A 22,513-nucleotide genomic window follows, 5' to 3' on the forward strand; every position below is an offset into this window, starting at 1 on the left:
AGAATGCGGATCTGACAGACCATCAGGAACCAAAGCCATGCATGAACTCACTGCGCTAACCACCATCCGTGACTATGTCAGACTCGGTGTAAGCCGCTTTCACGAACAGGGGCTGTTTTTTGGCCATGGGTCGGATAATGCCTGGGACGAGGCGCGGCTACTGGTGCTGCACGCTCTGTATCTACCCTGGGAAACCCCTGAAAGCTACCTTGATTGTCACGTCAGCGAAGCTGAGCGTAACGTTATCCTCGCGTTGCTCAATCGGCGTATGGATCAACGCATACCTGCGTCCTATCTGACCGGCCACGCCCGGTTTGCCGGCTATGATTTTTTCGTCGACGAACGCGTACTGGTACCACGCTCACCCATTGCCGAGCTGATTACCAACCGATTCGAGCCCTGGCTGGAGCGCGACCCGCTTCGTATCCTGGATCTGTGTACTGGTAGCGGCTGCATCGGGATAGCCTGCGCGCACACATTCGAGCATGCCGAAGTGGTTCTGGCCGACCTCTCTGCCGACGCCCTTGCGGTTGCAGAAACCAATATAGAAGCTCACGGGCTGCAGGAGCGAGTGGAGACGCGGTGGTCGGATGGTTTCGAGGGGATGCCGGGCGAGCGATTTGACCTGATTGTCAGCAACCCGCCCTATGTGGATGCCGAGGATATGGCAGACCTGCCGGATGAGTACTTGCATGAACCCGAGATGGGCCTGAGTGCCGGCGCAGATGGCCTGGACCTGGTGCGGCGGATGCTGGCCGAGGCGGCAGACCATCTGACCGAGGATGGCGTCCTAGTGGTTGAGGTAGGCAACAGCATGGTGCATGTGGTGGCGCAATGGCCGGAGGTGAACTTTGAATGGGTGAATTTCACGCATGGCGGTCATGGCGTATTCGTGCTCAGTGCAGCCCAGTGTCGACAGTACCAATCGTTGTTTGTTGCCGGTCTTGGCGGAGCATCAGCTGAGAACCACCCATAACAACATCAGAGCCTGAAAGACGGCGAAGACTATGAGGCAGCCGATAGCGAAACGCTGCCCGGTGTCATTGCTCTGATAATGATCAATGGTGCGCTGTAGCTGAGCTGTTTGTGCTGACTGTTTGAGATTGAGGGCCTCCTGATCGCGCAGCTGCCCCAGCAGCTCTGCGACATGCAGGACCCCAATGCGCTCGCTGTTCCACTGGCTGATCAGTTCGTTGACCTTTGCAGCCCGGGCCTGTCCGACGGCGGTAGGGTCGTCAGGCTCCGAAACTTCGAAGCCGGCCCTTGTGAGTAATTTGCCGCGGACCTGGCTGGCTTCCTCGCCTGCTGTATTGGCGTCCTGCAGTTGAATCGGGGCGACTGTATAGTCACCATAGCGACGCTGGCACCACTCGATCAATTGGGCCAGCAGGAATCCGCCCATGCCGCGTTGGGCCGGTTGCATGCGCAAACCGCTTACGGGCGCAAACCGCACGCGCTGATTCTTGTGATCAACCAGCACCTCCATATGATTTGCGCCCTCCACTAAAGACTCGTTCTCCAGCTGGATCTGCAGCCGGAAAACCTCCAGGTGTGCCGCCTGATCCTGGAATACCGTTACCCGGGCAAGGCGTTCCGGCTGGGTTATTTTCCTGTTCTTGTAGATGGGCTTGAGTTGTATCCAGTAGAGATCGGCGACGCGCATCCGCGCAAAGGGATCACGTGCGGGCTTGGCCGGCAGTTCGGTCTTGGCCTGTTTATCCTTTGCATCGGAGTGGGTATCGCTCATGGTCTCTGGTTGCCTGGGCTGATGTCTTGTTCAGGATGTTATCGGCTGCCCGAGCCGATTCTGCAAGTCTCTTTTGCGATCACAGGAGATCGGCCAGTGCCTGCCAGGCCAGACGCGCCGCCAGTAGCGTCAATACCAGGTTGAATACCAGGGCAAACCGCTGATCGGATCGTCTCTTCAACAGGTGCAGACCAACCCAGGTGCCCAAGGCACCCGAGGCGATCATTGCAGCGATCAGTCCCAGCCATTCACTGAAAACAAACCCGGCCGCGCCATATACGACAGCTTTTGGAGCATGTTGCAGTGCCATTGCCGCAGCAAATGTGGCGACCGTGGGCAAACGTTGTTCCTGTTGCTGTTTGATAAATGCGGCCACCAGTGGGCCGGTAGCACCTACGAACAGGCTGACAAAACTGGTCAGCGTGGCTGCGATAAGGGTTCCTGCCGCCCCGGTTGCCACTCTCGGGATGGCGGGTCCCCAGCACAACAGCAGAATGAAGCCGGCGATGCACAGTTGAATCAGGGGCAGGGGCAGGTCAACCAGAAACAGACTGCCCAGCCAGGCACCGAGAATCACTCCCGGGGCAAACCAGCCGATAGTCACCAGGTTGATATGGCGCAGCGTCATCATGGCGCGACCGGCGTTGGAACCCAGCTGCACCACGCCATGCACCGGAATGATTGCTGTGGGTGGCAGCACTACGGCCATCAGCCCGAGCAGCAGGACCCCGCCGCCAATGCCCACCGCGGCGGTAACAGCCGAGGTAACTGCGGCGGCAATGACCAGCACAATAACCGCGACGGCGGACAGGTCCGCAGGGAGGAGGGCTTCTATCAGGACCTGCATTAATACCTGCAATCGTAAGAAAAACATAGCCTAGCGGGCCCCAGTCGGACTGTCACCTGTGCTGGCCCGGCGTTATACTGCTGAGCTTCAATTATCAGACCTCAGGTTGCGCGCATGTCCGGGAATACCATTGGCACCTTGTTTACTGTCACTACGGCTGGCGAAAGTCATGGCCCGGCACTGGTTGCCATCGTTGACGGTTGCCCGCCCGGACTCGAGTTGAGCGCTGCCGACTTGCAGCACGATCTTGACCGCCGCAAGCCGGGCACCAGCCGGCATACCACCCAGCGTCAGGAGCCCGATGAAGTCGAGATCCTGACCGGTGTATTTGAAGGTCGCACCACCGGTTGTCCGATAGGACTGCTGATCCGCAATACCGATCAGAAGTCCAAGGATTACTCGGCGATCAAGGATACGTTTCGTCCAGCCCATGCCGATTACACCTACCACCACAAGTACGGCGTGCGCGACTACCGTGGCGGTGGTCGTTCGTCTGCGCGTGAGACCGCGATGCGCGTCGCGGCTGGCGCGATTGCGCGTAAGTACCTGGCAAGCCAGGGTATTACCGTGCGCGGCTATATGAGTCAGTTGGGGCCGATCGAGATACCCTTCAAAAACTGGGAAGCGGTCCATGAGAATGCTTTCTTTAGCGCCGATCCCGGCAAGGTTCCCGAGTTGGAGGCCTACATGGATCAGTTGCGGCGCGATCAGAATTCGGTTGGTGCGCGAATTACGGTCGTGGCCGAAGGTGTGCCTCCCGGGCTTGGTGAGCCAGTATTTGACCGACTGGATGCCGAGTTGGCCTATGCGTTGATGAGCATCAATGCGGTCAAGGGTGTCGAGATTGGTGCCGGTTTTGCGTCGGTCGCCCAGCTGGGTACCGAGCACCGTGACGAACTGACACCCGAGGGCTTCACCAGCAATAACGCCGGGGGTGTGCTTGGCGGTATTTCTTCCGGTCAGCCGATCGTCGCCCACCTTGCCCTCAAGCCCACGTCCAGCATCACCACACCGGGCCGCTCGATAGATGTTGACGGCAACGCGGTCGAGGTGATCACCAAAGGTCGTCATGATCCCTGTGTGGGCATCCGTGCCACGCCCATTGCCGAGGCGATGATGGCTATTGTTCTGCTTGACCACCTGTTACGTCATCGCGGCCAGAATGCCGATGTAAAGGTCGGCACGCCGGTACTCGGTCAATTGTAGATATGCCACCTGGATCGAATTCCTTACCGTGAGTTCGGTATTGCCCTACTGGCGCCTCTCCGGCTTCTATTTCGCCTATTTCGCGTTGCTCGGCGGGGTGGCGCCATTTCTGGCGTTATATTTCGATCATCTGGGGTTCAGCGCCGCGCGCATCGGTGAGCTGATCGCGATACCCATGCTGATGCGCTGCGTGGCTCCCAATCTATGGGGTTGGTTGGGAGACGTGAGTGGCCGCCGACTGACAATCGTGCGTCTTGGCGCGCTCTTTACCGCCATTGCGTTCACCGGCATATTCTATCGCCAGGATTATCTCTGGCTCGCGCTTATCATGGCCGCGCACAGTTTCTTCTGGCATGCAGTGCTGCCGCAATTTGAGGCAATCACGCTCAGCCATCTGGGCCCCCAGTCGGCACGCTATAGCATGGTCAGACTATGGGGCTCGGTGGGGTTTATCGCCACTGTGGTGGGTTTGGGGCTGCTTCTGGAGGTCTTTACCCTCGATATCTATCCCGCTGTTATGCTCGGGATCATGTTGGCCATATTCCTCTGCAGCCTGGCCGTTCCGCCGACGCCCACACCCCCAGCCAGGCACCGGGATGTGCCGGTCGAGCGATTCGTCACAATGTTGCGAAAGCCCGGTGTGCTGGTGTTTTTCATCAGTGTGGGCCTCATGCAGCTGTCCCACGGGCCTTACTACACCTTTCTTACCCTGCACCTGGAATCGATTGGCTATAGCCGCGGCCTGATCGGTCTGCTCTGGGCCCTGGGTGTGCTGGCTGAAATCGTTCTTTTCCTGTTCATGACCCGCATACTGGCGCGGTTCAGTCTCAAGCAGTTGCTCGTTGCCAGTCTGTTGCTGGCCTCACTGCGTTGGTTCCTGCTCGGCAGCATGGCAGACAATCTGGTTACATTGCTGCTGATCCAGCTCTTGCACGCAGCCACATTTGGCAGCTTTCATGTGGCAGCCATCCACTTTATCCAGAACAGTTTCAGCGAACGCTCACAAGGGCAGGGGCAGGCCCTCTATGCCTCGCTTTCAGGCGTCGGCGGGGCCCTTGGCGCGTTGTACTCCGGCTACAGCTGGGCATCGCTGGGTGCGCAATGGACATTCGGTATTGCCGGTATTGCTGCTCTGGTGGCCGGCGTCATGCTTTATAGGGCGTTGCCTTCCAGGTAGTGTCGGTTGTTCTGTCTGGGGTAATCGGGCTGTATGCTCGCCAGACGCCACCCTATACTGGTCACGAAGCCAATTACTCTGGGAAATGTGCAATGTCGATTCTTGCGGTCTATTCCGACAGCCAGCTTCAGGTACCTGTAAAGGTGTTGACCCATCTCGAGGACATAGTGCCGATTCTGGCCGGTGCCGGCGTGTCCTTGAAAACAGTCGCGCAGAACCTGCTGAACAAGCGCATGATGACTGAGATGCAGGCCATTGAAATATCTGGCGAACTGCTGGCGATAATAGGTGTCGAAAACACTATGGCGTTTGCCCAAGTGCTTGAGTTGCAGGGGCCTCCCGGGTATGCGGACGCCCCTGCAGATCAGGGCGAAAGCGAACAAGTACTGGCTGGTGACAGCTTGTGGTTGTTTCTTGATGGTGCAGCCACACTGTGTATTCATCACGACGGCAAGCTTCTGGTGCTCAGTTGCAGGCGTGGTGATTTACTGGCATTGCCCGCAGGCAGGGCTCACTGGGCAGTGCCAGTGACGGGTAGGCAATGTCTTGTCGTGCGTCGTGGTCGCAATGCGGGCGCCCTGTTGGCCAGGCTGACAGGTGACGACATTGCCAGTCGTTACCCAGTACTTGAACTTTGACCCGTCAGCGGGTGAGCGGTAAGAAATCTATCCAACAAGGAGTTGTATATGGACGTTAATTTTGGCGGTGGCATTCTCGGCCTGGTCATTCTGATACTGGATATCTGGGCGATTATCAATATCGTGCAAAGCAGCTCGAGCAATGGTGCGAAGGTACTTTGGGTACTTCTGGTACTTCTGTTGCCGGTAGTCGGTCTGATTATCTGGTTCTTCGCAGGTCCACGGGGCAGGGCGGCCTGAGTGGTTGAAGACGATACCCCGGTAGCACTGGTAACCGGTGCTGCAAGGGGCATTGGCAAGGGAGTCGCCACCAGTCTGCTGAAAGCGGGCTGGTCGGTGGCGCTGACTGATATTGATGAAGTTGCCGGTCAGGCTGCTGCGGAGGAGTTGGCGCGGCTGTGCGGTGCATCCGGCCGGGTGGAATTCATCCTGATGGATGTGTCCGACGAATCCAGCGTGGTTGCCTGTTTGGAACAGCTGGAGGAAGATTTTGGCCGTCTTGACGGTCTGGTCAACAATGCAGGCATTGCCGATCCTGACAATGGGCCGGTTGAGCAATTGACTCTTGAAGCCTGGAACCGATTACTGGCTACCAATCTGACCGGTCCTTTTCTGGTCTCCAAGCACGCTATCGGATTACTTCGCGAATCAGGTGGAGCCATTGTCAATATAGCCTCCACCCGTGCATTGCAATCAGAAGCCAATACCGAAGCCTATGCTTCGGCCAAGGGTGGTCTGGTGGCATTGACTCATGCCCTGGCTGTGAGCCTGGGTTCTGCAGTACGGGTAAACGCCGTGAGCCCCGGCTGGATTGATACCCGAGACTCGCAGCAACAGCGTATTGACCCTCTGCGGTCGATTGACCACCAGCAACATGCGGTAGGACGTGTCGGGCAACCTGGCGATATCGGATCGCTGGTGGCCTTTCTGCTCAGCCCTGCGGCGGGTTTTATCACCGGGCAGAATCTTGTTGCCGATGGCGGCATGACTCGCCAGATGATCTACGTGGAGTAGGTCAGCGGCTACTTCTCCACAAAGGCCCGTTCAATTACATAATGCCCCAGGTCGCCGTGGCGAGCTTCCTTGAAACCGCGGCTGTCCAGAACCTGGCAAAAATCCTTGAGCATGCTGGGACTGCCACAGAGCATGAAGCGATCCTGTTCCAGATCGAATGCCGGCAGGCCGATGTCTTCGAACAGCTTGCCACTTTCCATCAGGTCCGTCAGTCGGCCTTGCGTATGGAAGGGCTCACGGGTCACGGTGGGGTAGTAGATAAGTTTCTCGCGCACGTCTTCACCCAGATACTCATGATTGGGCAGTTCCCTGGTAATCATGTCCTGATAGGCCAGTTCACGCACATGACGGCAACCGTGCGTCAGGATGACCTTGTCGTACTGCTCGTAGGTTTCCGGGTCCTGGATGATGCTGATAAAGGGGGCAAGACCGGTTCCGGTACTCAGCAGATACAGGTTGCGTCCGGGCAACAGGTGGTCGAGCACCAGGGTTCCAGTCGGCTTGCGGCTGATGATGATCTGATCCCCCTCGTTGATATTCTGCAGGCGGGAAGTCAATGGGCCGTCAGGCACCTTGATGCTGAAGAACTCCAGAGTGTCCTCATGGTTGGGACTGGCAATACTGTAGGCACGCATCAATGGTCGCCCTTCCACCTCCAGCCCGATCATGATGAAATGGCCATTCTTGAAGCGAAATCCCGGATCGCGGGTGGTGCGGAAGCTGAACAGATTGTCGGTCCAGTGATGGACACTCAGTACGCGCTCGGTATTGAAGCCTGCCATTGCCATTCCTCGGTGGTCGGATTTGCGAGCAGTGTAACGGCAAGCTAATCTATCGGTTAAACGGTTTATATAATTATATGTAATCGGAAAAATCGATAATGAAATACAGTCTCAGGCAGTTGGAAGTCTTTCTCGCTACAGCGTTCCACGAAAATCTGACCCGCGCCGCAGAAAGCCTGGCCATGTCTCAGTCCGCGGCCAGCAGTGCTCTGCGAGATCTGGAAAACCAGTTTGGCATTCAGTTGTTCGACCGGGTCGGCAAACGACTGCAGTTGAATGAACTTGGCCAGTCAATAAGGCCACGGGCACAGGCGCTGATGGAGCAGGCGGAGGGTCTGGAGTTGGCCCTGGGGCGACAGCATGCCAGCGGCAATCTCAAGGTGGGTGCAACCCTGAGTATCGGCAACTATCTGGCGGTGGAGATTATGGCCCGGTATATGCGCGAGCAGAATGGGGCCCGAGTGAAACTTGAGGTGGCCAATACTTCCAGTATCGTGCAGCGAGTGCTGAATTTCGAGCTGGATATCGGGCTGATCGAGGGAGAAGCCCACCACCCTGAGTTGGATATGCTCCCCTGGAGAGAAGATAACCTGGTGGTATTCTGCGCGCCTGATCATCCCTGGGCTGGTCGTCCCTGGTTGACTGATACAGATTTGCTCGAAGCGCAGTGGATTATCCGCGAGCCTGGTTCGGGGACCCGCCAGCATTTTGAATGGGCCATGCACGGCCTGTTTCCCCAGCTACAGATAATGCTCGAATTGCAACATACCGAAGCGATCAAGAGAGCAGTTGAAGCGGGGTTGGGAATTGGATGTCTCTCGGCTATCACGCTGGTTGAGGCTTTCGAGCGGGGAAGTCTGGTTCCCCTTCCGGTGCCCCATAGGGACTTCAGGCGTCGTTTCTATTTCGCCCTGCAACGCAATAAATTCCGCAGCACGGGAATAGAGCACTGGTTACGCCTGTGTCGTGAACAGGGCCAGAAATCCGGAGGCGGGCACCCGCGCAACTGAGCTGCGACGCAGTGCCCGTGACATCGCTATTACTGTTGGGACAATTTCAGCTCGCCGTTTTCCAGCGGTATCTTGCTGCCAGGATCAGAGCTCATACGCACTCGACCGGTTTCTTCGCCAATCCTGTAGTCGACGTTATATCCCACGATCTTGTCACTACTGTCGTATACCGTCTCGCAACGGGTTTCAGTGGTGGTGTAGGTATCATTGTTCTGCATGCGCTCCTGCGTCTTGTTGCCGGCGTACCCACCTGCCGCAGCGCCTGCCACAGTGGCGATTTTTTTACCGCTGCCACCACCAACCTGGTTGCCCAGCAAGCCACCGACAACGGCGCCTGCCACTGAGCCCAGTATCCGGTTCTCGTCCTGCACGGGCTTCTGGCGGGTGACGGCGACATCCTGGCAGACTTCACGCGGTGTCTTGATGGTTTCCTTGATCGGATCCACGTTTGTCACGTCTGCATGGGTGGGTGTCTTGTTTGCCAGGACGCTATAGCCGGCAAATGCGCCACCTGCTGTTGCTACCACTGCGCCGAGGACGATGCCGGTCAGCATTGACTTGTTCATATTTGAAACTCCAATACAGTAAGGCCGGGCTAAACCCGGTATAGGCACAAGTGTGACAGCATAGTGAGCAGAGAGTTCAATTTCTCTTTGTCGTAGTGACCTTGTCAGGACTGCGGTAGCGGGGTGTCGAGCAATGGAGCATGATTTTCCAGTAGCCGGGTAAATTGTATGGCCGGCACCGCTGGGCTGAAGAGGTAACCCTGATAGGCATGACAGGATTGCTGTTGCAGAAAGGCGAGTTGTTCAGGCGTTTCTACACCTTCGGCAATCAGGTCCAGGCTCAGGTTACGACCCATGGCGATGATGGCCCTCACGATTTCGGCATCGTTGCTGTCCTGAGTGCAGTCGCGAATAAACGATTGATCAATCTTCAACAGGTCCAGCGGGAGTTGCTTAAGGTAGCTGAGGGAAGAATAACCCGTTCCGAAATCATCAATGGCGAAGCATACACCAAGGCCTCTCAACTCATGCATCTTAGCAATGGTATCGTTGATATTCTGAATAACTATGTTCTCGGTTATCTCCAGCTTCAGGCTGCTGGCTGGTACGGCCTGCTCGGTGATGGCCTGGCGGACCTGGGCAACAAAGTCGGGATGGCGGAATTGGCGGGGACTGATGTTGATGCTCAGGCTGAATTGTTCGGGGTCAATCAATTGTCGATCGATTAATTGCGCAACAAAGGCGCAGGCATCATTGAGGATCCACTGGCCTACGGCAAGAATCATCCCGCTCTCTTCGAGCACGTGAATGAAGCTCGCCGGGCTGATCATTCCCTTGTCAGGCTGCTCCCAGCGAATCAATGCTTCGGCTCCGATGATCCGGTTGTTTCGGGAGTCTATCTGCGGTTGGTAGAACAGCCTGAACTGCCCCATGTGCAATGCAGCGCGCAGATCGGTTTCGATGGAAAGCCTTTCGCTGGCAGCCTGTTGCATTGCCTGCTCGAAAAAAGCCACACCGTTGCGGCCCGATTCCTTGACCTTGTAGAGGGCAATATCAGCCCGTTTGAGCAGATCCTCCGGATTGTTACCGTGTTCGGGAAGCAGAGCGATGCCAATACTGCAGCTGAGATGCAGGCTGTGACCCTCGACGATCATCGGTTTCGCTATTGCAGCCAGCAACGTTTCTGCATGCCGTTGCACTGCCGTTCTGACCTCGATGTCTGTCCCCTGGAATCCGCTAAGCAGGACCACGAACTCGTCCCCGCCCAGCCGGGCAACGGTGTCTTCCTTGCGTGCTCTGGCCAGGAGTCTGCGCGTCACTACCTGAAGAACGGAGTCGCCGCAGGAGTGGCCCAGCGAATCATTGATGTGTTTGAAATGATCCAGGTCGAAGAACAGCAGTGCACCATGTAGCTGGTGACGAGTCATGAGAGCCAGGATCTGGTTCAGACGGTCGGTCAGTAATAATCGGTTGGGCAGGTCTGTGAGGGCGTCATGATAGGCAAGGTGTTTCACCTTTGCCTCAATGAGTTTCTGATCGGTAATGTCGCGCGCAGTCAACACCATGCACTCGATGTTGTTGATCGTTAGTGGCTCAATGGAGATCGAAACCAGAATTTCTCGCCCTGCCTTGTTCAGAACACGCATTTCACGCTGTAGCACACGCCCTTTTTCCTCCAGCTCCTGGATGAGCGTTGCTCTTTCTTCGTAGTCGGCCCAGATGTTGAGCTCGCGGGCAGTGTGGCCAATAACTTCCTGGGGGGTATAGCCGGTCACACGGGTAAACCCTTCGTTTATTTCCAGGTGTCTGCCAGTTGCTTTTTCGGTAATGCTGATCGAGTCAGGGCTGGCTCTGAAAGCCCTGGAAAACTTCTCTTCGGAGGCACGCAGCGCGGCTTCGGCCTGCTTGCGGGCAGTCACATCCTTGAACGTGGACAGAACGCACATCTGGCGGTTGATGGTAAAAAAGCTGCTGGATACCTCACAGGTAGCCTCGCGACCATCGCTGGTCAGGAAGTTGATTTCCCTGCCTGCAAGGCGGTGGTCCTGGTGCAGATTTTCGAGAACGCTGTCGCGATCTGCTGGCGTTTTCCATAAACCTGCCTCTACGGCAGTCCTGCCGACAATCTCTTCTGCCTTGAAACCAAAAAACTCGGTGAAACTGCGGTTGATCTCGATGACGATATGCGAGCGGGCGTTTACCAGTATGTAGGGATCCGGTGCTCCCTGGAAAAGAGCTGAAAATTTGGCTTCACTCTTGATCAGGGCCTGTTCATTGCGCCGACGGTCGGTAATGTCGACCAGGGTACCGACCAACCGCTGAATTTTTCCGGTGGGAGTACGATACAGCTTGGCTGTGGCTTCAACCCAGCGGGGTAAGCCCTGAGCGGTTTGAACCCTGTATGCAAGCCGATAGCGTGGGAGCCTGTTGCGACAGATCGAGAGAAAGCTGCGGCGCAGCTGGCGCCTGTCTTCGGACTGGATGTCGCGCATATAGATTTCGAGCGGGCCACTCCAGGCCTCTGGTGAATGGCCGTGGAGCATTGCCACTCGCGCGCAGCAGTGAAGTACGCCGGTCTCCACGTTCCAGTCCCAGGTCCCCATCTGTGATGCGTCCAGAGCCAGGCTTAGCCGCTCCTGGCTTTCACGTAGCTGCGCCCCCACCGTGCCCGGCCTGTCGGGCGTGCTCATGCTCGCTTCCTGTGCGGTGGAAAGACGACATATTTTGCCGTCAACGGTTACGCTGCGCATGGAAACCCGACAGATTTTCAGGTGTCCGTCGTGACAGAGCAGGATTGCCTCGAACTGCTCAATCTTGCCGTGCAGGTCGAAAGCGGCAATGAGCTGCTGAAGCTGTTCATCACTTATCCAGAAAGGCGCTCGCGAGCCGAAGTCACTGAATATCTCGTCTCTAGACCAACCAAGCATTTCGCAGAATGCATTGTTGACATCCAGGATACGATTGCTGGTTACCTCGGTCAGCAACCCCGCCAGAGGCATTCCATGAAAGAGGATTTTAAAGGGATCGGCACTGGCAGCGGGTACGTCACGTAGATGAGTGTTGTCCGTGGGTGCGCCCGGTGGTTGGTTCATTGACCGATTCCTGGCTTGGCGCGGAAAGAAAACCTTATTCCCGCTGTGTTTATATTCACAAGGTAGTACCGGGTGAATGGGACGGCAAGTTGGCCAGCTGTGCATTGTGTTTCAGTAGGCGAATAAATGCATGTCCGGCATTGGAAAGGGTTCTGCCACTATGCCAGATTACGCCCAGCTGGCGCTCCAGATAAGCATCCGGTAACGCCAGGGCGTGCACCTGGGCGTCGAGCATACTGCGTGGTAGTACGCTCCAGGCGAGGCCGATGGATACCATCATCTTGATGGTTTCCATGTAGTTGGTGCTCATGCTGATTTGCGGCTCAATGCCCTCGCGATTGAACACCTGGCTGACGATACGCCGTGTGAAGGTATTGGGTCCGGGAAAGACGGCGGGGAACTCACCAAGACGGGCTAGCGTGATGGTCGGCACTCGTGCGAGAGGGTGATCTGGCGATACCACGAAGTCCAGCGGATCATTCCAGATTCTTTCAGCCATGATCGGTGGTTCGATATTTGGAGCGAGAGTAATCACGGCCAGTTCTATGTCGCCATGCAATACCTTTTCGTAGGCTACCTCTGAGTCAAGAAACTGGATGTCCATGGCCACTTGAGGATAGCTGCGAGTGAATTCGCGCAATACCGGTGGCAACCGGTGCAATCCGATATGGTGACTGGTAGCCATGCTGACTCGGCCCTGAACGCTGCTTGAGAGGTTGCTCAATGCTCGTCGGGTATCTTCCAGTGCGTCGATTATGTCGAGCGCCCGTGGTCGCAATGCCAGGCCCGCCTCGGTGAGGCTGATGTGTCTGCCAATGCGGTCGAAGAGTTTGCAATCCAGTTGCTGCTCCAGGCTGGCAATACGTTTGCTAATGGCAGGTTGCGTCAGGTGAAGCTGTTCGGCGGCGCGGGAAAACGAGCCGGTGGCAGCCACCGCGAGAAAGGCGGCCAGGTTCGCGGTATCCATATATATTCCTAACAGTAATTCAATGCATGAATATTATGAATTTGTGTTATCCAAGGCCAGCTCTTATTATTCTCTCTTGTTAATACCGTGCCGGCACCATCTTCCGCCAGAGAAGTCAGTTGTCTGCACTCAGCCTGCATCAGGAGTTCAGCATGTCCGCTCAAACGCTTTACGACAAGCTCTGGAATAGCCATTTGGTCAAGCAACGTGATGATGGTTCGGCGCTGCTGTATATCGACCGTCACTTATTGCATGAAGTTACCTCGCCCCAAGCCTTTGAGGGGCTGCGTCTCGCGAGCCGCAAGCCCTGGCGTATTGATGCCAACCTGGCGACCCCGGACCACAATGTGCCCACCACCAACCGGGCTGCGGGCGTATCGGGGATTGATGACCTGGTTTCGAAGCTGCAGGTCACCACGCTGGACGACAACTGTGATGATTTCGGCATCATGGAATTTCGGATGACCGACCGCCGCCAGGGTATCGTTCACGTCGTCGGCCCGGAACAGGGGGCAACATTGCCGGGTATGACCATTGTCTGTGGCGATTCGCACACCGCGACACATGGCGCCTTTGCCTCCCTGGCCCACGGTATCGGCACCTCGGAAGTCGAGCATGTGCTTGCCACCCAGTGTCTGGTGGCCAAGAAAATGAAGAATATGCTGGTCAGTGTTGAGGGCAAGCTGGGCTTTGGCGTGACCGCCAAGGACATCGTGCTGGCCGTGATCGGCAAGATCGGAACAGCTGGCGGTAATGGTCATGCCATCGAGTTCGCCGGTTCCGCGATCCGGGATCTGTCGATGGAAGGACGCATGACCATCTGCAATATGGCAATCGAAGCGGGTGCCCGCGTCGGTCTGGTTGGCTGTGATGAGAAAACCGTCGCTTACGTGAAAGATCGTCCTTACTCGCCAAACGGTGAGAATTGGGACCGGGCAGTGGTTGCCTGGAAAGAGCTGGTGTCGGACCCTGAAGCGCATTTCGACACTGTAGTAGAACTGGACGCAGCCAGTATCAAGCCCCAGGTTTCCTGGGGTACATCTCCTGAGATGGTGGTCGCGGTAGATGCCACTGTGCCTGATCCGGCGCAGGAGCAGGACGCAGTAAAGCGCAGCGGGTATCAACGGGCTTTGGTCTACATGGGCCTGGAGGCGAATCAGCCGATCACCTCGATCAAGTTGGACCGGGTATTCATCGGCTCGTGCACCAATTCGCGCATCGAGGATCTGCGTGCTGCAGCTGCGGTGGCCAAGGGCCGCAAGGTGTCTGCGACAGTCAAGCAGGCGATGGTTGTGCCCGGCTCCGGGCTGGTCAAGGAGCAGGCAGAGCTGGAAGGCCTGGACGCAATTTTCAAGGCAGCAGGCTTCGAGTGGCGCGACCCGGGTTGCTCCATGTGCCTGGCGATGAATCCCGACCGCTTGCAGGCCGGTGAACACTGCGCGTCCACCTCCAACCGTAACTTTGAGGGGCGCCAGGGCAATGGCGGCCGCACGCATCTGGTGAGCCCGGCCATGGCCGCCGCCGCTGCGATTGCCGGCCATTTTGTCGATGTACGTGAAATGCTCGAGCAGGAGATGACAGCATGAAGCCTTTTACCCAGCATACGGGTCTGGTCGCACCACTGGACCGGGCGAACGTGGATACCGACCAGATCATCCCCAAACAGTTTCTGAAGTCGATCAAGCGTACCGGCTTTGGCCAGAACCTGTTCGACGAGTGGCGTTATCTGGACGAGGGTTTGCCTGGCCAGGATGCTTCGCAACGGCCTTTGAATCCGGATTTCGTCCTCAATCAGCCCCGCTATCAAGGTGCCAGTGTATTGTTGGCGCGCAAGAATTTTGGCTGCGGCTCCAGTCGCGAACATGCGCCCTGGGCACTTGAAGAGTATGGCTTTCGAGCCATTCTGGCGCCAAGCTATGCCGATATTTTCTATAACAACAGCTTCAAGAATGGGCTGTTACCCATTGTTCTGGATGAAAAAGATATTGACGAACTCTTTGCCCAGGCCGAAGCCAGCGAAGGCTACGAGTTGACCGTGGACCTCGCTGCTCAGAACGTCACTCGTCCGGATGGCAAGAGCTACGCATTCGAGGTCGATGCCTTCCGCAAGCATTGTCTGCTAAGTGGTCTGGATGACATTGGTCTGACGCTGGAGGACGCGGATGCGATTCGCGAATTCGAGGTCGGGCACAAGCGGGATAACCCCTGGCTGTTTGGCGCGATCAGATAATATCCGGACTGGAAAAGGAAACACCATGAGCATGAATATTCTTGTACTGCCCGGCGATGGTATTGGTCCGGAAATCATGGCCGAAGCGGTCAAGGTGCTGGAGCTGGCGAATGAAAAGTTCAATCTGGGTGCAGAGCTGACCTTTGACGATCTGGGCGGCGCCGCCTATGAACGTTACGGCTCGCCTCTGGCTGATGAAACTTTGGAGCGGGCCCATCAGGCTGATGCCATTCTGCTGGGCGCGGTCGGCGGCCCGCAGTGGGACGCTATTGATCCGGCACTGCGTCCCGAGCGTGGTCTGTTGAAAATCCGTTCTGAACTGGGTCTGTTTGGTAACTTGCGCCCGGCCATTCTGTATCCGCAACTGGCTGATTCCTCAACGCTCAAGCCCGAGGTGGTGGCGGGACTGAACATACTGATCGTTCGTGAGCTGACCGGTGGAATCTACTTTGGCCAGCCGCGCGAGCGCAAAGTACTCGACAATGGCGAACGGTTCGCCTTCGACACCTTGCCCTATAGTGAAAGCGAGGTGCGCCGCATCGCCCGCGTCGGCTTTGATATGGCGATGGTGCGCGGCAAGAAACTGTGTTCGGTGGACAAGGCCAACGTGCTTGCCTCCAGCCAGCTTTGGCGTGAAGTAGTCAATGAAGTGGCGGCAGATTATCCGGATGTCGAAGTCAGCCACATGTATGTCGACAATTGCGCCATGCAGCTGGTGCGTGCGCCGAAACAGTTCGACGTCATTGTTACCGACAACCTGTTCGGCGATATTCTCTCGGATCAGGCTTCCATGCTCACTGGCTCCATCGGCATGCTGCCATCTGCCTCCCTGGACGCCAACAACAAGGGTATGTACGAGCCCTGTCACGGAAGTGCACCGGATATTGCCGGGCGGGGTATTGCCAACCCCCTGGCGACCATACTCTCGGTTTCAATGATGCTGCGTTACAGCTTCAACCGTGCGGACGCTGCTGATGCCATCGAGCAAGCAGTCAGCCAGGTGCTCGACCAGGGGCTGCGCACCGGAGACATCATGTCTGAGGGATGCGAGTCCACCGGCACCGCTGGTATGGGTGACGCCGTGGTCGCGGCGTTGAAAAACCTGTAAACTGTCCGGCTTTGTGTTGCGCCAGGCCATGCCTGCGCAACTGTCTTTGAATTTTTTACCCCCTGGGGGTTGATGTCATGAAACAGGTAGGCCTGGTTGGCTGGCGCGGTATGGTTGGTTCCGTACTGATGCAGCGCATGCTCGAAGAGAACGATTTTGCCACTATCGATCCGGTGTTTTTCACCACGTCAAACGTGGGCGGCAAGGGTCCAGAGATTGGCAAGGACATTCCACCGCTGAAAGACGCCTTTGACCTCGAATCACTCAAGCCACTGGATGTGATTATCAGCTGTCAGGGCGGTGATTACACTCAGGCGGTCTACACCAAACTGCGCACCGAAGGCTGGAAAGGCTATTGGATCGATGCTGCGTCTACCCTGCGTATGGAAGACGAAGCAGTAATTGTGCTTGATCCGGTCAACCGCCGGAACGTCGATCAGGCGTTGCGCGATGGGGTCAAGACCTACGTCGGCGGCAACTGCACCGTCAGTCTGATGTTGATGGGGCTGGGCGGATTGTTTGAGCACGGCCTGGTCGAGTGGATGAGCGCGATGACTTATCAGGCGGCCAGTGGAGCCGGTGCACAGAACATGCGGGAGCTGATTGGTCAGATGGGTGCGATCAATCAGTCGGTTGCTGCGCAGATGGCTGACCCGGCCAGCGCGATACTCGAGATCGATCGCATGGTCGCCGAGAATCTGCGCAGCGACAGCTTCCCGGTTGAGCATTTCGGTGTGCCGCTGGCCGGCAGTCTGATCCCCTGGATCGACAAGCAGCTGCCTAACGGCCAAAGCCGTGAAGAATGGAAAGCTCAGGCCGAGACCAACAAGATTATCGGTCGCAGCGGCCGTCCGATTCCGGTAGACGGTATCTGTGTGCGCATTGGTGCCATGCGCTGTCACAGCCAGGCGCTGACCATCAAGCTGAACAAGGATGTGCCGTTGGCTGATATCGAAGCCATGCTCGAGGCCCATAATCCCTGGTCGAAGGTGGTTCCCAATACCAAGGAAGATACTCTGCGTGATCTGACACCCACTTCTGTTACTGGCACGCTGTCAGTACCGGTAGGGCGACTGCGCAAACTGAACATGGGGTCGCAATACCTCTCCGCGTTCACCGTAGGCGACCAGCTGTTGTGGGGTGCCGCCGAGCCGCTGCGCCGCATGTTGCGGATCTTGCAGGAGGATTGATTTTTCAGTCCGCAATACACGAGGGCATCCCGCCAGTGGTGGGGTGCCCTTTGTTTTTTCAGTCGAGGAACAGCAATGAGCAAGTCCTGTGATGTTGCAATAGTAGGTGTAACCGGCATGATCGGGGATATTCTGATCGATGTGCTGGATGATCATGACTTCTCCATAGGCAAACTCCACCTGGTAGATGAAGAGAAGGTTGCCGGCGGCCGCCTTATGTATAAAGGACAGAGCCAACGCGTCGAGCCGTTGGAACGCTTCGATTTTTCCCAGGTGCAGGTTGTCGTGTTCCTTGGTTCGGAAACTGTCGCCGAGAAGTGGGTACCGCAGATGCTGGCAGCCGGCTGCTCGGTGATTGATGCCAGTGGTGCTTCGCGTGGTCAGACCGGCGCTCCCATGATCGTGGCTGATGCCAACCCACATGCGCTGGCTGACTTTACCGCGCCAGGGCTGGTGGCCTGCCCGGACAGTCAGGTTGTGCAGGCAGTACTTGCATTGCAACCGGTATTGAAAGAAGCCGGACTTCAGTCAGTGGCAATTGCTACTTACCAGTCAATGTCGACACTTGACCAGGAGGCGGTGGAAGGGCTGGCGTTGCAGACAGGGCGTCTGCTCAACGGACAACCCCCCGAAGCGGGCGCGCTGGCTAAACAGGCTGCGTTCAATCTTATTCCGCGAACTGGGGACCTGGACGAGCACGGCTACACCAGGGACGAGTCCCGCCTGGGCGAGGATGTACGTCGGGTTCTGGTTCAGCCCGATATTTCAGTTGCCGCCACTTGTGTGGTGGTTCCGGTGTTTTATGGCACAGCTGCGGTGCTGCAACTGCGTACACGCGAGGTGCTTGCCACCAAGAGATTGGCAACGCTGTTACGCAAGGCACCCGGGGTCAAACTGCTGGATAAGCCGGCAGATGATGGTTTTCCGACTCCCGTTACCGAAGCAACCGGTAGTGATGCGGTGTGGATTGGTAGGTTGAGGGCTGATCCTGTCGATCCTCTTGTGCTCAATATGTGGATTGTGTCTGATAATCTGCGAAAAGGTGTCGTACTTAACAGCCTTCAGACCCTCAGGTTATTGATAAAAGACTATTTGTAATCGATACTTGCTGTGGAATTCGTATTAAGCGGTTTAAGGTTCCCCTGTTAAGAGGGTTCAGTGCTGACGAGTTTTCAGATTGCGGCGTGCCGGGTTGGGGAGAAGTTTGCAGGGCGGAACGCGAGCAAGAAGTCTGTTGACGCGAGATAAAACGATAAAAGCAAAGGAACTTCGCTATGGTTCGCAAACTGGTTTTGGCTGTCGCCGCAGCAAGCGCTCTGATGTCCTCGAGTGTGGTACTTGCATTGGGAGTCGGCGACATAAACCTGCGTTCGTCGCTCAATCAACCGCTTGATGCAGAGATCGAGTTGCTCCAGGTCCGTGACTTGTCCAGTCAGGAGATCATTTCCGCACTAGCTACCCCAGATGAATTTGGGCGTGCAGGCATAGAGCGTATATTCTTTCTCAACGATCTGACTTTCACGCCGGTCATCAGAGCTGATGGAAAATCGGTGATCCGTGTGACCTCCAGTCGTCCGGTGCGCGAACCCTTTCTGAACTTCCTTATGGAAGTGCGCTGGCCGTCAGGCCGTGTGCTGCGTGAATTCACTTTGTTGCTTGATCCGCCCCTTTATGATCCGGGTCCCGTTGTGGCATCCGCGCCCGTCAGCCAGCCCCAGGTTCAACCCCGCGCTCAGCCGCAGGTTCAGCCCGCGCGTCCCAGCCAGGCCCAGCCATCAGGGGCGGGCGCTTCATCTGCCCTCGGTGCACAGCCTGCCGAGCCACTTTACCAGGCCCCTGCAGAGCAGAGCAGCGGACAGATTCGCACAGACACTTCAGACACCCTGTGGGAGATAGCCTTGCGCCATCGACCTCAGGGCTCCTCCGTTCATCAAACGATGCTGGCCATTCAGGACCTGAATCCGGATGCTTTCATAGGCGGAAATATCAACCGACTGCGAGCTGGTCAGACCTTGACGCTACCGGACGCGACCCAGACTACCGGTCGGAGTCAGTCCGAGGCGGTAGCGCAGGTAGCAGCGCAGAATGCCAGTTGGCAACAAGGGCGTCAGGCCCCAGAGCCAGCGCAGCGACAACTTGATGCCCGACGCCTGGATGAAGCAGCAGCTGCTCCACAGCGTGCCAACAATGGCGACGCCCTGCGATTGGTTGGCAGTGGCGAGGAACAGAAGGATGGCGGTGCTGATGCGGGAAGTCGTAATGGCGCCGGTGAATTACGTGATGAGCTCGATACCACCAAGGAGGAGCTCGATTCGGTCAGGCGTGAAAAAGCCGAAGCCGAGAGCCGGCTTTCCGACATGCAATCCCAGATGGAGACCTTGCAACGTCTTCTGGAACTGAAAGATGAGCAGCTGGCTGCGATGCAACAAGCCATGGGTGATTCGGACGAGTTACCTGAATCTACCACTGAGGCCTCAATTGCGAGCGTAGAAGAGTCGGCTCCGGAAGCTGTAGAAGAGGCCGGGCAAGTGGTGGGTGGGGAGTCCGCTGCTGATACTCAGCTGGCATTGCAGGCCGACCCTGATGCCCCCGACGCTGGTGATAGTACAGAAACTGCTGAAATTGCTACAACCGAAGAAGTTTCGCAGGAGGACCTGGCTCCTGCAGTCGACTCAGAGCCCGCTGCTGATGCTGAATCTGCGCCTCAAGCCCAGGAAGCTGCCGAAGAGATAGAAGAGCCGGTGGCTGCCGAGCAAGGCACCATGAGTCTGTTGCAGCGCATGATGCAGAATCAGACTTTCCTGTTGGCTGGCGGTGGTCTGGTACTTCTACTGCTGTTACTTGTTCTGATGGCTGTGGCCCGTCGCAATGCTCGCCGTGAAGAGGACATGGCAGATAATTTCATCGCGCGCGCAGCACAAAATAATGATCAGGATACTGATGATTCTGATCAGTTCAATGTCGCGCTGGCAGGCTTCCAGGAAGAGGAAACATCTGAACAGAGCCTGGCCGAAGACCCGCTGGTCGAGGCTGACGCGCTCATTGCCTATGGCAAGCTCGATAAGGCAGCAGATGTACTCGGTGCGGCAATCGACCAGGAGCCCGAGCGCACGGATCTGCGTTTGAAACTCATGGAGGTCAACGGCCTGCTCGACGATGCTCAAGGGTATGCCGAACAGGAAGACATTCTGAGACATAACGGGACTGTGGATAATCAGATTGATATGTTGAATGTTCGCTTCCCGGCAATGGCGGCGGCTCTTGCGAGCGCTGCCGTTTCTGCAGAGGAGTATCCGGAGTGGGACGAAGACTTCTTGAAGGAGTCTGAATCGGCAACCGTGGAAAACAAGCCTGCTGAATCAGATAAACCAGAAGCAGAGGCCGCAGCAGAAGAGTATGACTTCAGTGGTTTCGATGTTGAAGCCGAACCTGCAGCACGTCAGGAACCTGTAGCGGAAGAGAGTCTTGAAGACTTTGACCTGGATTTTGATCTGGATGACAGTCTGGCCGAGAGCCTAGCGCAGACCGAAACGACGGTGTCTGCCTCCAAGGAAGAAACGGAGGATGATTTCGAGTTTAATTTCAATCTTGACGAGACAACTACCGAGCCCGCCACTGTCGATACCACCCCTGCGGGTAAGACAGATGACGACGAGTTTACTCTCGATGAAGATTTTGACTTGTCCTTGACTGATGAGATGGAATCGCTCAAGGATGCTGATCTGCAGTCAGAGTCTAAGCCGGATACAGAGCTGGAGCCCATGGAAGAGGAGCAGACTGTGGCACTTTCTGACAGTGAGCTTGGCGCTTTCGACCTGGAATTGGACGCCTCCATGGACGAACCGGAAGCAGAGCTGGAAGCAGATGAGGTTCAACTTGCTGAGGCCGATGGCCCTGATACGGCCAAGGCTGCGCCTGTTGACGAAGGTGATGACGAGGATGAGTTCGATTTCCTCTCTGGCACTGATGAGTCGGCCACCAAACTGGATCTGGCGCGTGCTTACATCGACATGGGCGACAGTGAGGGTGCAAGGGATATTCTCACCGAGGTCCTGGAGGAAGGAAACGAGCAGCAGCAACAGGAAGCTCGCGAAATGATGGAGCAACTTGACTGATCAATGAGCCGTTCAGACGTTGAAGCGGCCGCCCCTGAGGCGGCCGCTGTTGTTTCCAGGGTTGCTGCCTGTGTCGAGTACAGAGGCACAGCTTATCGCGGCTGGCAACGCCAGCAGCCGGGCGTGCGAAGTGTTCAGGAGGAGGTGGAAAAGGCGCTCGGGCGAGTGGCCAACCATCCTGTCAACCTCCACTGCGCGGGACGTACGGACGCAGGCGTGCATGCCTCCTGCCAGATTATTCACTGGGACACAGATGCAGTGCGTGAGCCGGCCAACTGGTTTCACGGTGCCAACGCGAATCTGCCAGCGGATATCAGCCTGTGCTGGGCCAAGGTTATGCCCGATGACTTCCACGCCCGGTTTTCCGCAATGGCCCGGCGTTATCGCTATGTCATCTACAACGATCCTGTAAGGCCTGCACACCTGGCCCATGAAGTGACCTGGAATTACCGGCCTCTGGATCTCCAGCGCATGCAGTTCGCCGCGCAGGCGCTGGTCGGTGAGCACGACTTCACCTCCTACCGCGCACTGGCATGCCAGGCCAAGTCGCCGATCAAGACAATTCATCATCTGAGATTGCAGCGTTTCGGCCAGTTCATTGTGCTGGACATCCGTGCTAATGCCTTTCTACATCATATGGTGCGAAATATTGCCGGGGTTCTGATGCAGATCGGCTGTGGCGAAAGGTCTATTGAATGGGCTGGAGAGGTTCTGGCTGCGACAGACCGAGCAAAAGGCGGGCTGACTGCGCCAGCTTACGGGCTGTACCTCGTCGATGTTACCTACCCTGAACGCTTTGAACTGCCCAGGCGCTATATGGGACCGCATTTCCTGTCGGCTCTGAACCAGCCCGACTGACGCTCCAGAGCTGATCTGTTAATATC

Annotated in this window: 20 protein-coding genes; 14 read left to right on the forward strand and 6 right to left on the reverse strand. The window is 56.7% G+C overall.

Annotated features, from left to right (window positions below; all coding sequences use genetic code 11):
- Window positions 1-37 precede the first annotated feature (37 nt).
- Window positions 38-976 carry a 50S ribosomal protein L3 N(5)-glutamine methyltransferase gene (gene prmB, locus FZF01_RS14485; RefSeq protein WP_150278929.1) on the forward strand — a complete coding sequence of 313 codons (939 nt, stop codon included), beginning with the start codon at window positions 38-40 and terminating at the stop codon, window positions 974-976.
- Here the strand turns inward: prmB and FZF01_RS14490 are convergent.
- The gene (locus tag FZF01_RS14490) at window positions 956-1,747 is read right to left on the reverse strand and encodes a hypothetical protein (protein ID WP_150278930.1); all 792 of its coding nucleotides are present in this window, start codon (window positions 1,745-1,747) and stop codon (window positions 956-958) included. The genes prmB and FZF01_RS14490 overlap by 21 nt on opposite strands.
- 79 nt (window positions 1,748-1,826) lie before the next feature.
- Complete coding sequence (locus FZF01_RS14495) at window positions 1,827-2,594, reverse strand: sulfite exporter TauE/SafE family protein (protein ID WP_150278931.1); 768 nt, start codon at window positions 2,592-2,594, stop codon at window positions 1,827-1,829.
- Window positions 2,595-2,708: 114 nt separating this feature from the next.
- Here FZF01_RS14495 and aroC point away from each other — a divergent pair, with 114 nt between their 5' ends.
- The 5 genes from aroC to FZF01_RS14520 all read left to right on the forward strand — a co-directional run bounded on the left by aroC (window position 2,709) and on the right by FZF01_RS14520 (window position 6,629).
- Window positions 2,709-3,800, forward strand: a complete 1,092-nt coding sequence (gene aroC / locus FZF01_RS14500; protein WP_150278932.1) for a chorismate synthase — start codon at window positions 2,709-2,711, stop codon at window positions 3,798-3,800.
- Between the two features lie 28 nt (window positions 3,801-3,828).
- A complete protein-coding gene (locus FZF01_RS14505) occupies window positions 3,829-4,977 on the forward strand; it encodes an MFS transporter (protein ID WP_150278933.1) in 1,149 nt (382 codons plus the stop codon).
- Window positions 4,978-5,069: 92 nt separating this feature from the next.
- A complete protein-coding gene (locus FZF01_RS14510; RefSeq protein ID WP_150278934.1) occupies window positions 5,070-5,615 on the forward strand; it encodes a cupin domain-containing protein in 546 nt (181 codons plus the stop codon).
- A 48-nt stretch (window positions 5,616-5,663) separates the two neighbouring features.
- A complete protein-coding gene (locus tag FZF01_RS14515) occupies window positions 5,664-5,855 on the forward strand; it encodes a PLDc N-terminal domain-containing protein (RefSeq protein ID WP_150278935.1) in 192 nt (63 codons plus the stop codon).
- Window positions 5,856-6,629: an SDR family oxidoreductase gene (locus FZF01_RS14520; RefSeq protein WP_150278936.1), complete on the forward strand. Its 774-nt coding sequence runs from the start codon at window positions 5,856-5,858 to the stop codon at window positions 6,627-6,629.
- A gap of 8 nt (window positions 6,630-6,637) precedes the next feature.
- Here FZF01_RS14520 and FZF01_RS14525 read toward each other — a convergent pair whose 3' ends face one another.
- Window positions 6,638-7,411 carry a ferredoxin--NADP reductase gene (locus FZF01_RS14525; RefSeq protein ID WP_150278937.1) on the reverse strand — a complete coding sequence of 258 codons (774 nt, stop codon included), beginning with the start codon at window positions 7,409-7,411 and terminating at the stop codon, window positions 6,638-6,640.
- A 98-nt stretch (window positions 7,412-7,509) separates the two neighbouring features.
- On the opposite strand from FZF01_RS14525, the gene FZF01_RS14530 reads away from it, so the two are divergent.
- On the forward strand, window positions 7,510-8,421 hold the full coding sequence (locus FZF01_RS14530; RefSeq protein WP_150278938.1) for a LysR substrate-binding domain-containing protein: 912 nt from the start codon (window positions 7,510-7,512) through the stop codon (window positions 8,419-8,421).
- A 29-nt stretch (window positions 8,422-8,450) separates the two neighbouring features.
- Here FZF01_RS14530 and FZF01_RS14535 read toward each other — a convergent pair whose 3' ends face one another.
- The 3 genes from FZF01_RS14535 to FZF01_RS14545 form a co-directional block, all read right to left on the reverse strand.
- Window positions 8,451-8,987, reverse strand: a complete 537-nt coding sequence (locus FZF01_RS14535; RefSeq protein WP_150278939.1) for a glycine zipper 2TM domain-containing protein — start codon at window positions 8,985-8,987, stop codon at window positions 8,451-8,453.
- Window positions 8,988-9,091: 104 nt separating this feature from the next.
- Window positions 9,092-12,019 carry a bifunctional diguanylate cyclase/phosphodiesterase gene (locus FZF01_RS14540; protein ID WP_188434472.1) on the reverse strand — a complete coding sequence of 976 codons (2,928 nt, stop codon included), beginning with the start codon at window positions 12,017-12,019 and terminating at the stop codon, window positions 9,092-9,094.
- Between the two features lie 55 nt (window positions 12,020-12,074).
- A complete protein-coding gene (locus FZF01_RS14545) occupies window positions 12,075-12,986 on the reverse strand; it encodes a LysR family transcriptional regulator (RefSeq protein WP_150278941.1) in 912 nt (303 codons plus the stop codon).
- Window positions 12,987-13,138: 152 nt separating this feature from the next.
- On the opposite strand from FZF01_RS14545, the gene leuC reads away from it, so the two are divergent.
- From leuC to truA, 7 genes are all read left to right on the forward strand, one after another.
- A complete protein-coding gene (leuC, locus tag FZF01_RS14550; RefSeq protein WP_150278942.1) occupies window positions 13,139-14,572 on the forward strand; it encodes a 3-isopropylmalate dehydratase large subunit in 1,434 nt (477 codons plus the stop codon).
- The gene (gene leuD / locus FZF01_RS14555; protein ID WP_150278943.1) at window positions 14,569-15,216 is read left to right on the forward strand and encodes a 3-isopropylmalate dehydratase small subunit; all 648 of its coding nucleotides are present in this window, start codon (window positions 14,569-14,571) and stop codon (window positions 15,214-15,216) included. Before leuC ends, leuD begins: the two co-directional genes overlap by 4 nt.
- 25 nt (window positions 15,217-15,241) lie before the next feature.
- The gene (gene leuB, locus FZF01_RS14560) at window positions 15,242-16,324 is read left to right on the forward strand and encodes a 3-isopropylmalate dehydrogenase (RefSeq protein WP_150278944.1); all 1,083 of its coding nucleotides are present in this window, start codon (window positions 15,242-15,244) and stop codon (window positions 16,322-16,324) included.
- Window positions 16,325-16,401: 77 nt separating this feature from the next.
- Window positions 16,402-17,514: an aspartate-semialdehyde dehydrogenase gene (gene asd, locus FZF01_RS14565; RefSeq protein ID WP_150278945.1), complete on the forward strand. Its 1,113-nt coding sequence runs from the start codon at window positions 16,402-16,404 to the stop codon at window positions 17,512-17,514.
- Window positions 17,515-17,589: 75 nt separating this feature from the next.
- A complete protein-coding gene (locus FZF01_RS14570; protein WP_150278946.1) occupies window positions 17,590-18,612 on the forward strand; it encodes an aspartate-semialdehyde dehydrogenase in 1,023 nt (340 codons plus the stop codon).
- A gap of 176 nt (window positions 18,613-18,788) precedes the next feature.
- Window positions 18,789-21,629 carry a FimV/HubP family polar landmark protein gene (locus tag FZF01_RS14575; protein WP_150278947.1) on the forward strand — a complete coding sequence of 947 codons (2,841 nt, stop codon included), beginning with the start codon at window positions 18,789-18,791 and terminating at the stop codon, window positions 21,627-21,629.
- A 3-nt stretch (window positions 21,630-21,632) separates the two neighbouring features.
- Window positions 21,633-22,487: a tRNA pseudouridine(38-40) synthase TruA gene (gene truA, locus FZF01_RS14580; RefSeq protein ID WP_150278948.1), complete on the forward strand. Its 855-nt coding sequence runs from the start codon at window positions 21,633-21,635 to the stop codon at window positions 22,485-22,487.
- The last annotated feature ends 26 nt before the right edge of the window (window positions 22,488-22,513 follow it).

This window comes from Halopseudomonas salina (genome assembly GCF_008641105.1).

Bases quoted from the DNA above. Each gene is read 5' to 3' on its own strand.
- prmB (WP_150278929.1), top strand. From the start codon at position 38: ATGCATGAACTCACTGCGCTAACCACCATCCGTGACTATGTCAGACTC.
- FZF01_RS14490 (WP_150278930.1), bottom strand. From the start codon at position 1,747: ATGAGCGATACCCACTCCGATGCAAAGGATAAACAGGCCAAGACCGAA.
- FZF01_RS14495 (WP_150278931.1), bottom strand. From the start codon at position 2,594: ATGCAGGTCCTGATAGAAGCCCTCCTCCCTGCGGACCTGTCCGCCGTC.
- aroC (WP_150278932.1), top strand. From the start codon at position 2,709: ATGTCCGGGAATACCATTGGCACCTTGTTTACTGTCACTACGGCTGGC.
- FZF01_RS14510 (WP_150278934.1), top strand. From the start codon at position 5,070: ATGTCGATTCTTGCGGTCTATTCCGACAGCCAGCTTCAGGTACCTGTA.
- FZF01_RS14515 (WP_150278935.1), top strand. From the start codon at position 5,664: ATGGACGTTAATTTTGGCGGTGGCATTCTCGGCCTGGTCATTCTGATA.
- FZF01_RS14525 (WP_150278937.1), bottom strand. From the start codon at position 7,411: ATGGCAGGCTTCAATACCGAGCGCGTACTGAGTGTCCATCACTGGACC.
- FZF01_RS14530 (WP_150278938.1), top strand. From the start codon at position 7,510: ATGAAATACAGTCTCAGGCAGTTGGAAGTCTTTCTCGCTACAGCGTTC.
- FZF01_RS14535 (WP_150278939.1), bottom strand. From the start codon at position 8,987: ATGAACAAGTCAATGCTGACCGGCATCGTCCTCGGCGCAGTGGTAGCA.
- FZF01_RS14540 (WP_188434472.1), bottom strand. From the start codon at position 12,019: ATGAACCAACCACCGGGCGCACCCACGGACAACACTCATCTACGTGAC.
- FZF01_RS14545 (WP_150278941.1), bottom strand. From the start codon at position 12,986: ATGGATACCGCGAACCTGGCCGCCTTTCTCGCGGTGGCTGCCACCGGC.
- leuC (WP_150278942.1), top strand. From the start codon at position 13,139: ATGTCCGCTCAAACGCTTTACGACAAGCTCTGGAATAGCCATTTGGTC.
- leuD (WP_150278943.1), top strand. From the start codon at position 14,569: ATGAAGCCTTTTACCCAGCATACGGGTCTGGTCGCACCACTGGACCGG.
- leuB (WP_150278944.1), top strand. From the start codon at position 15,242: ATGAGCATGAATATTCTTGTACTGCCCGGCGATGGTATTGGTCCGGAA.
- asd (WP_150278945.1), top strand. From the start codon at position 16,402: ATGAAACAGGTAGGCCTGGTTGGCTGGCGCGGTATGGTTGGTTCCGTA.
- FZF01_RS14570 (WP_150278946.1), top strand. From the start codon at position 17,590: ATGAGCAAGTCCTGTGATGTTGCAATAGTAGGTGTAACCGGCATGATC.
- FZF01_RS14575 (WP_150278947.1), top strand. From the start codon at position 18,789: ATGGTTCGCAAACTGGTTTTGGCTGTCGCCGCAGCAAGCGCTCTGATG.
- truA (WP_150278948.1), top strand. From the start codon at position 21,633: ATGAGCCGTTCAGACGTTGAAGCGGCCGCCCCTGAGGCGGCCGCTGTT.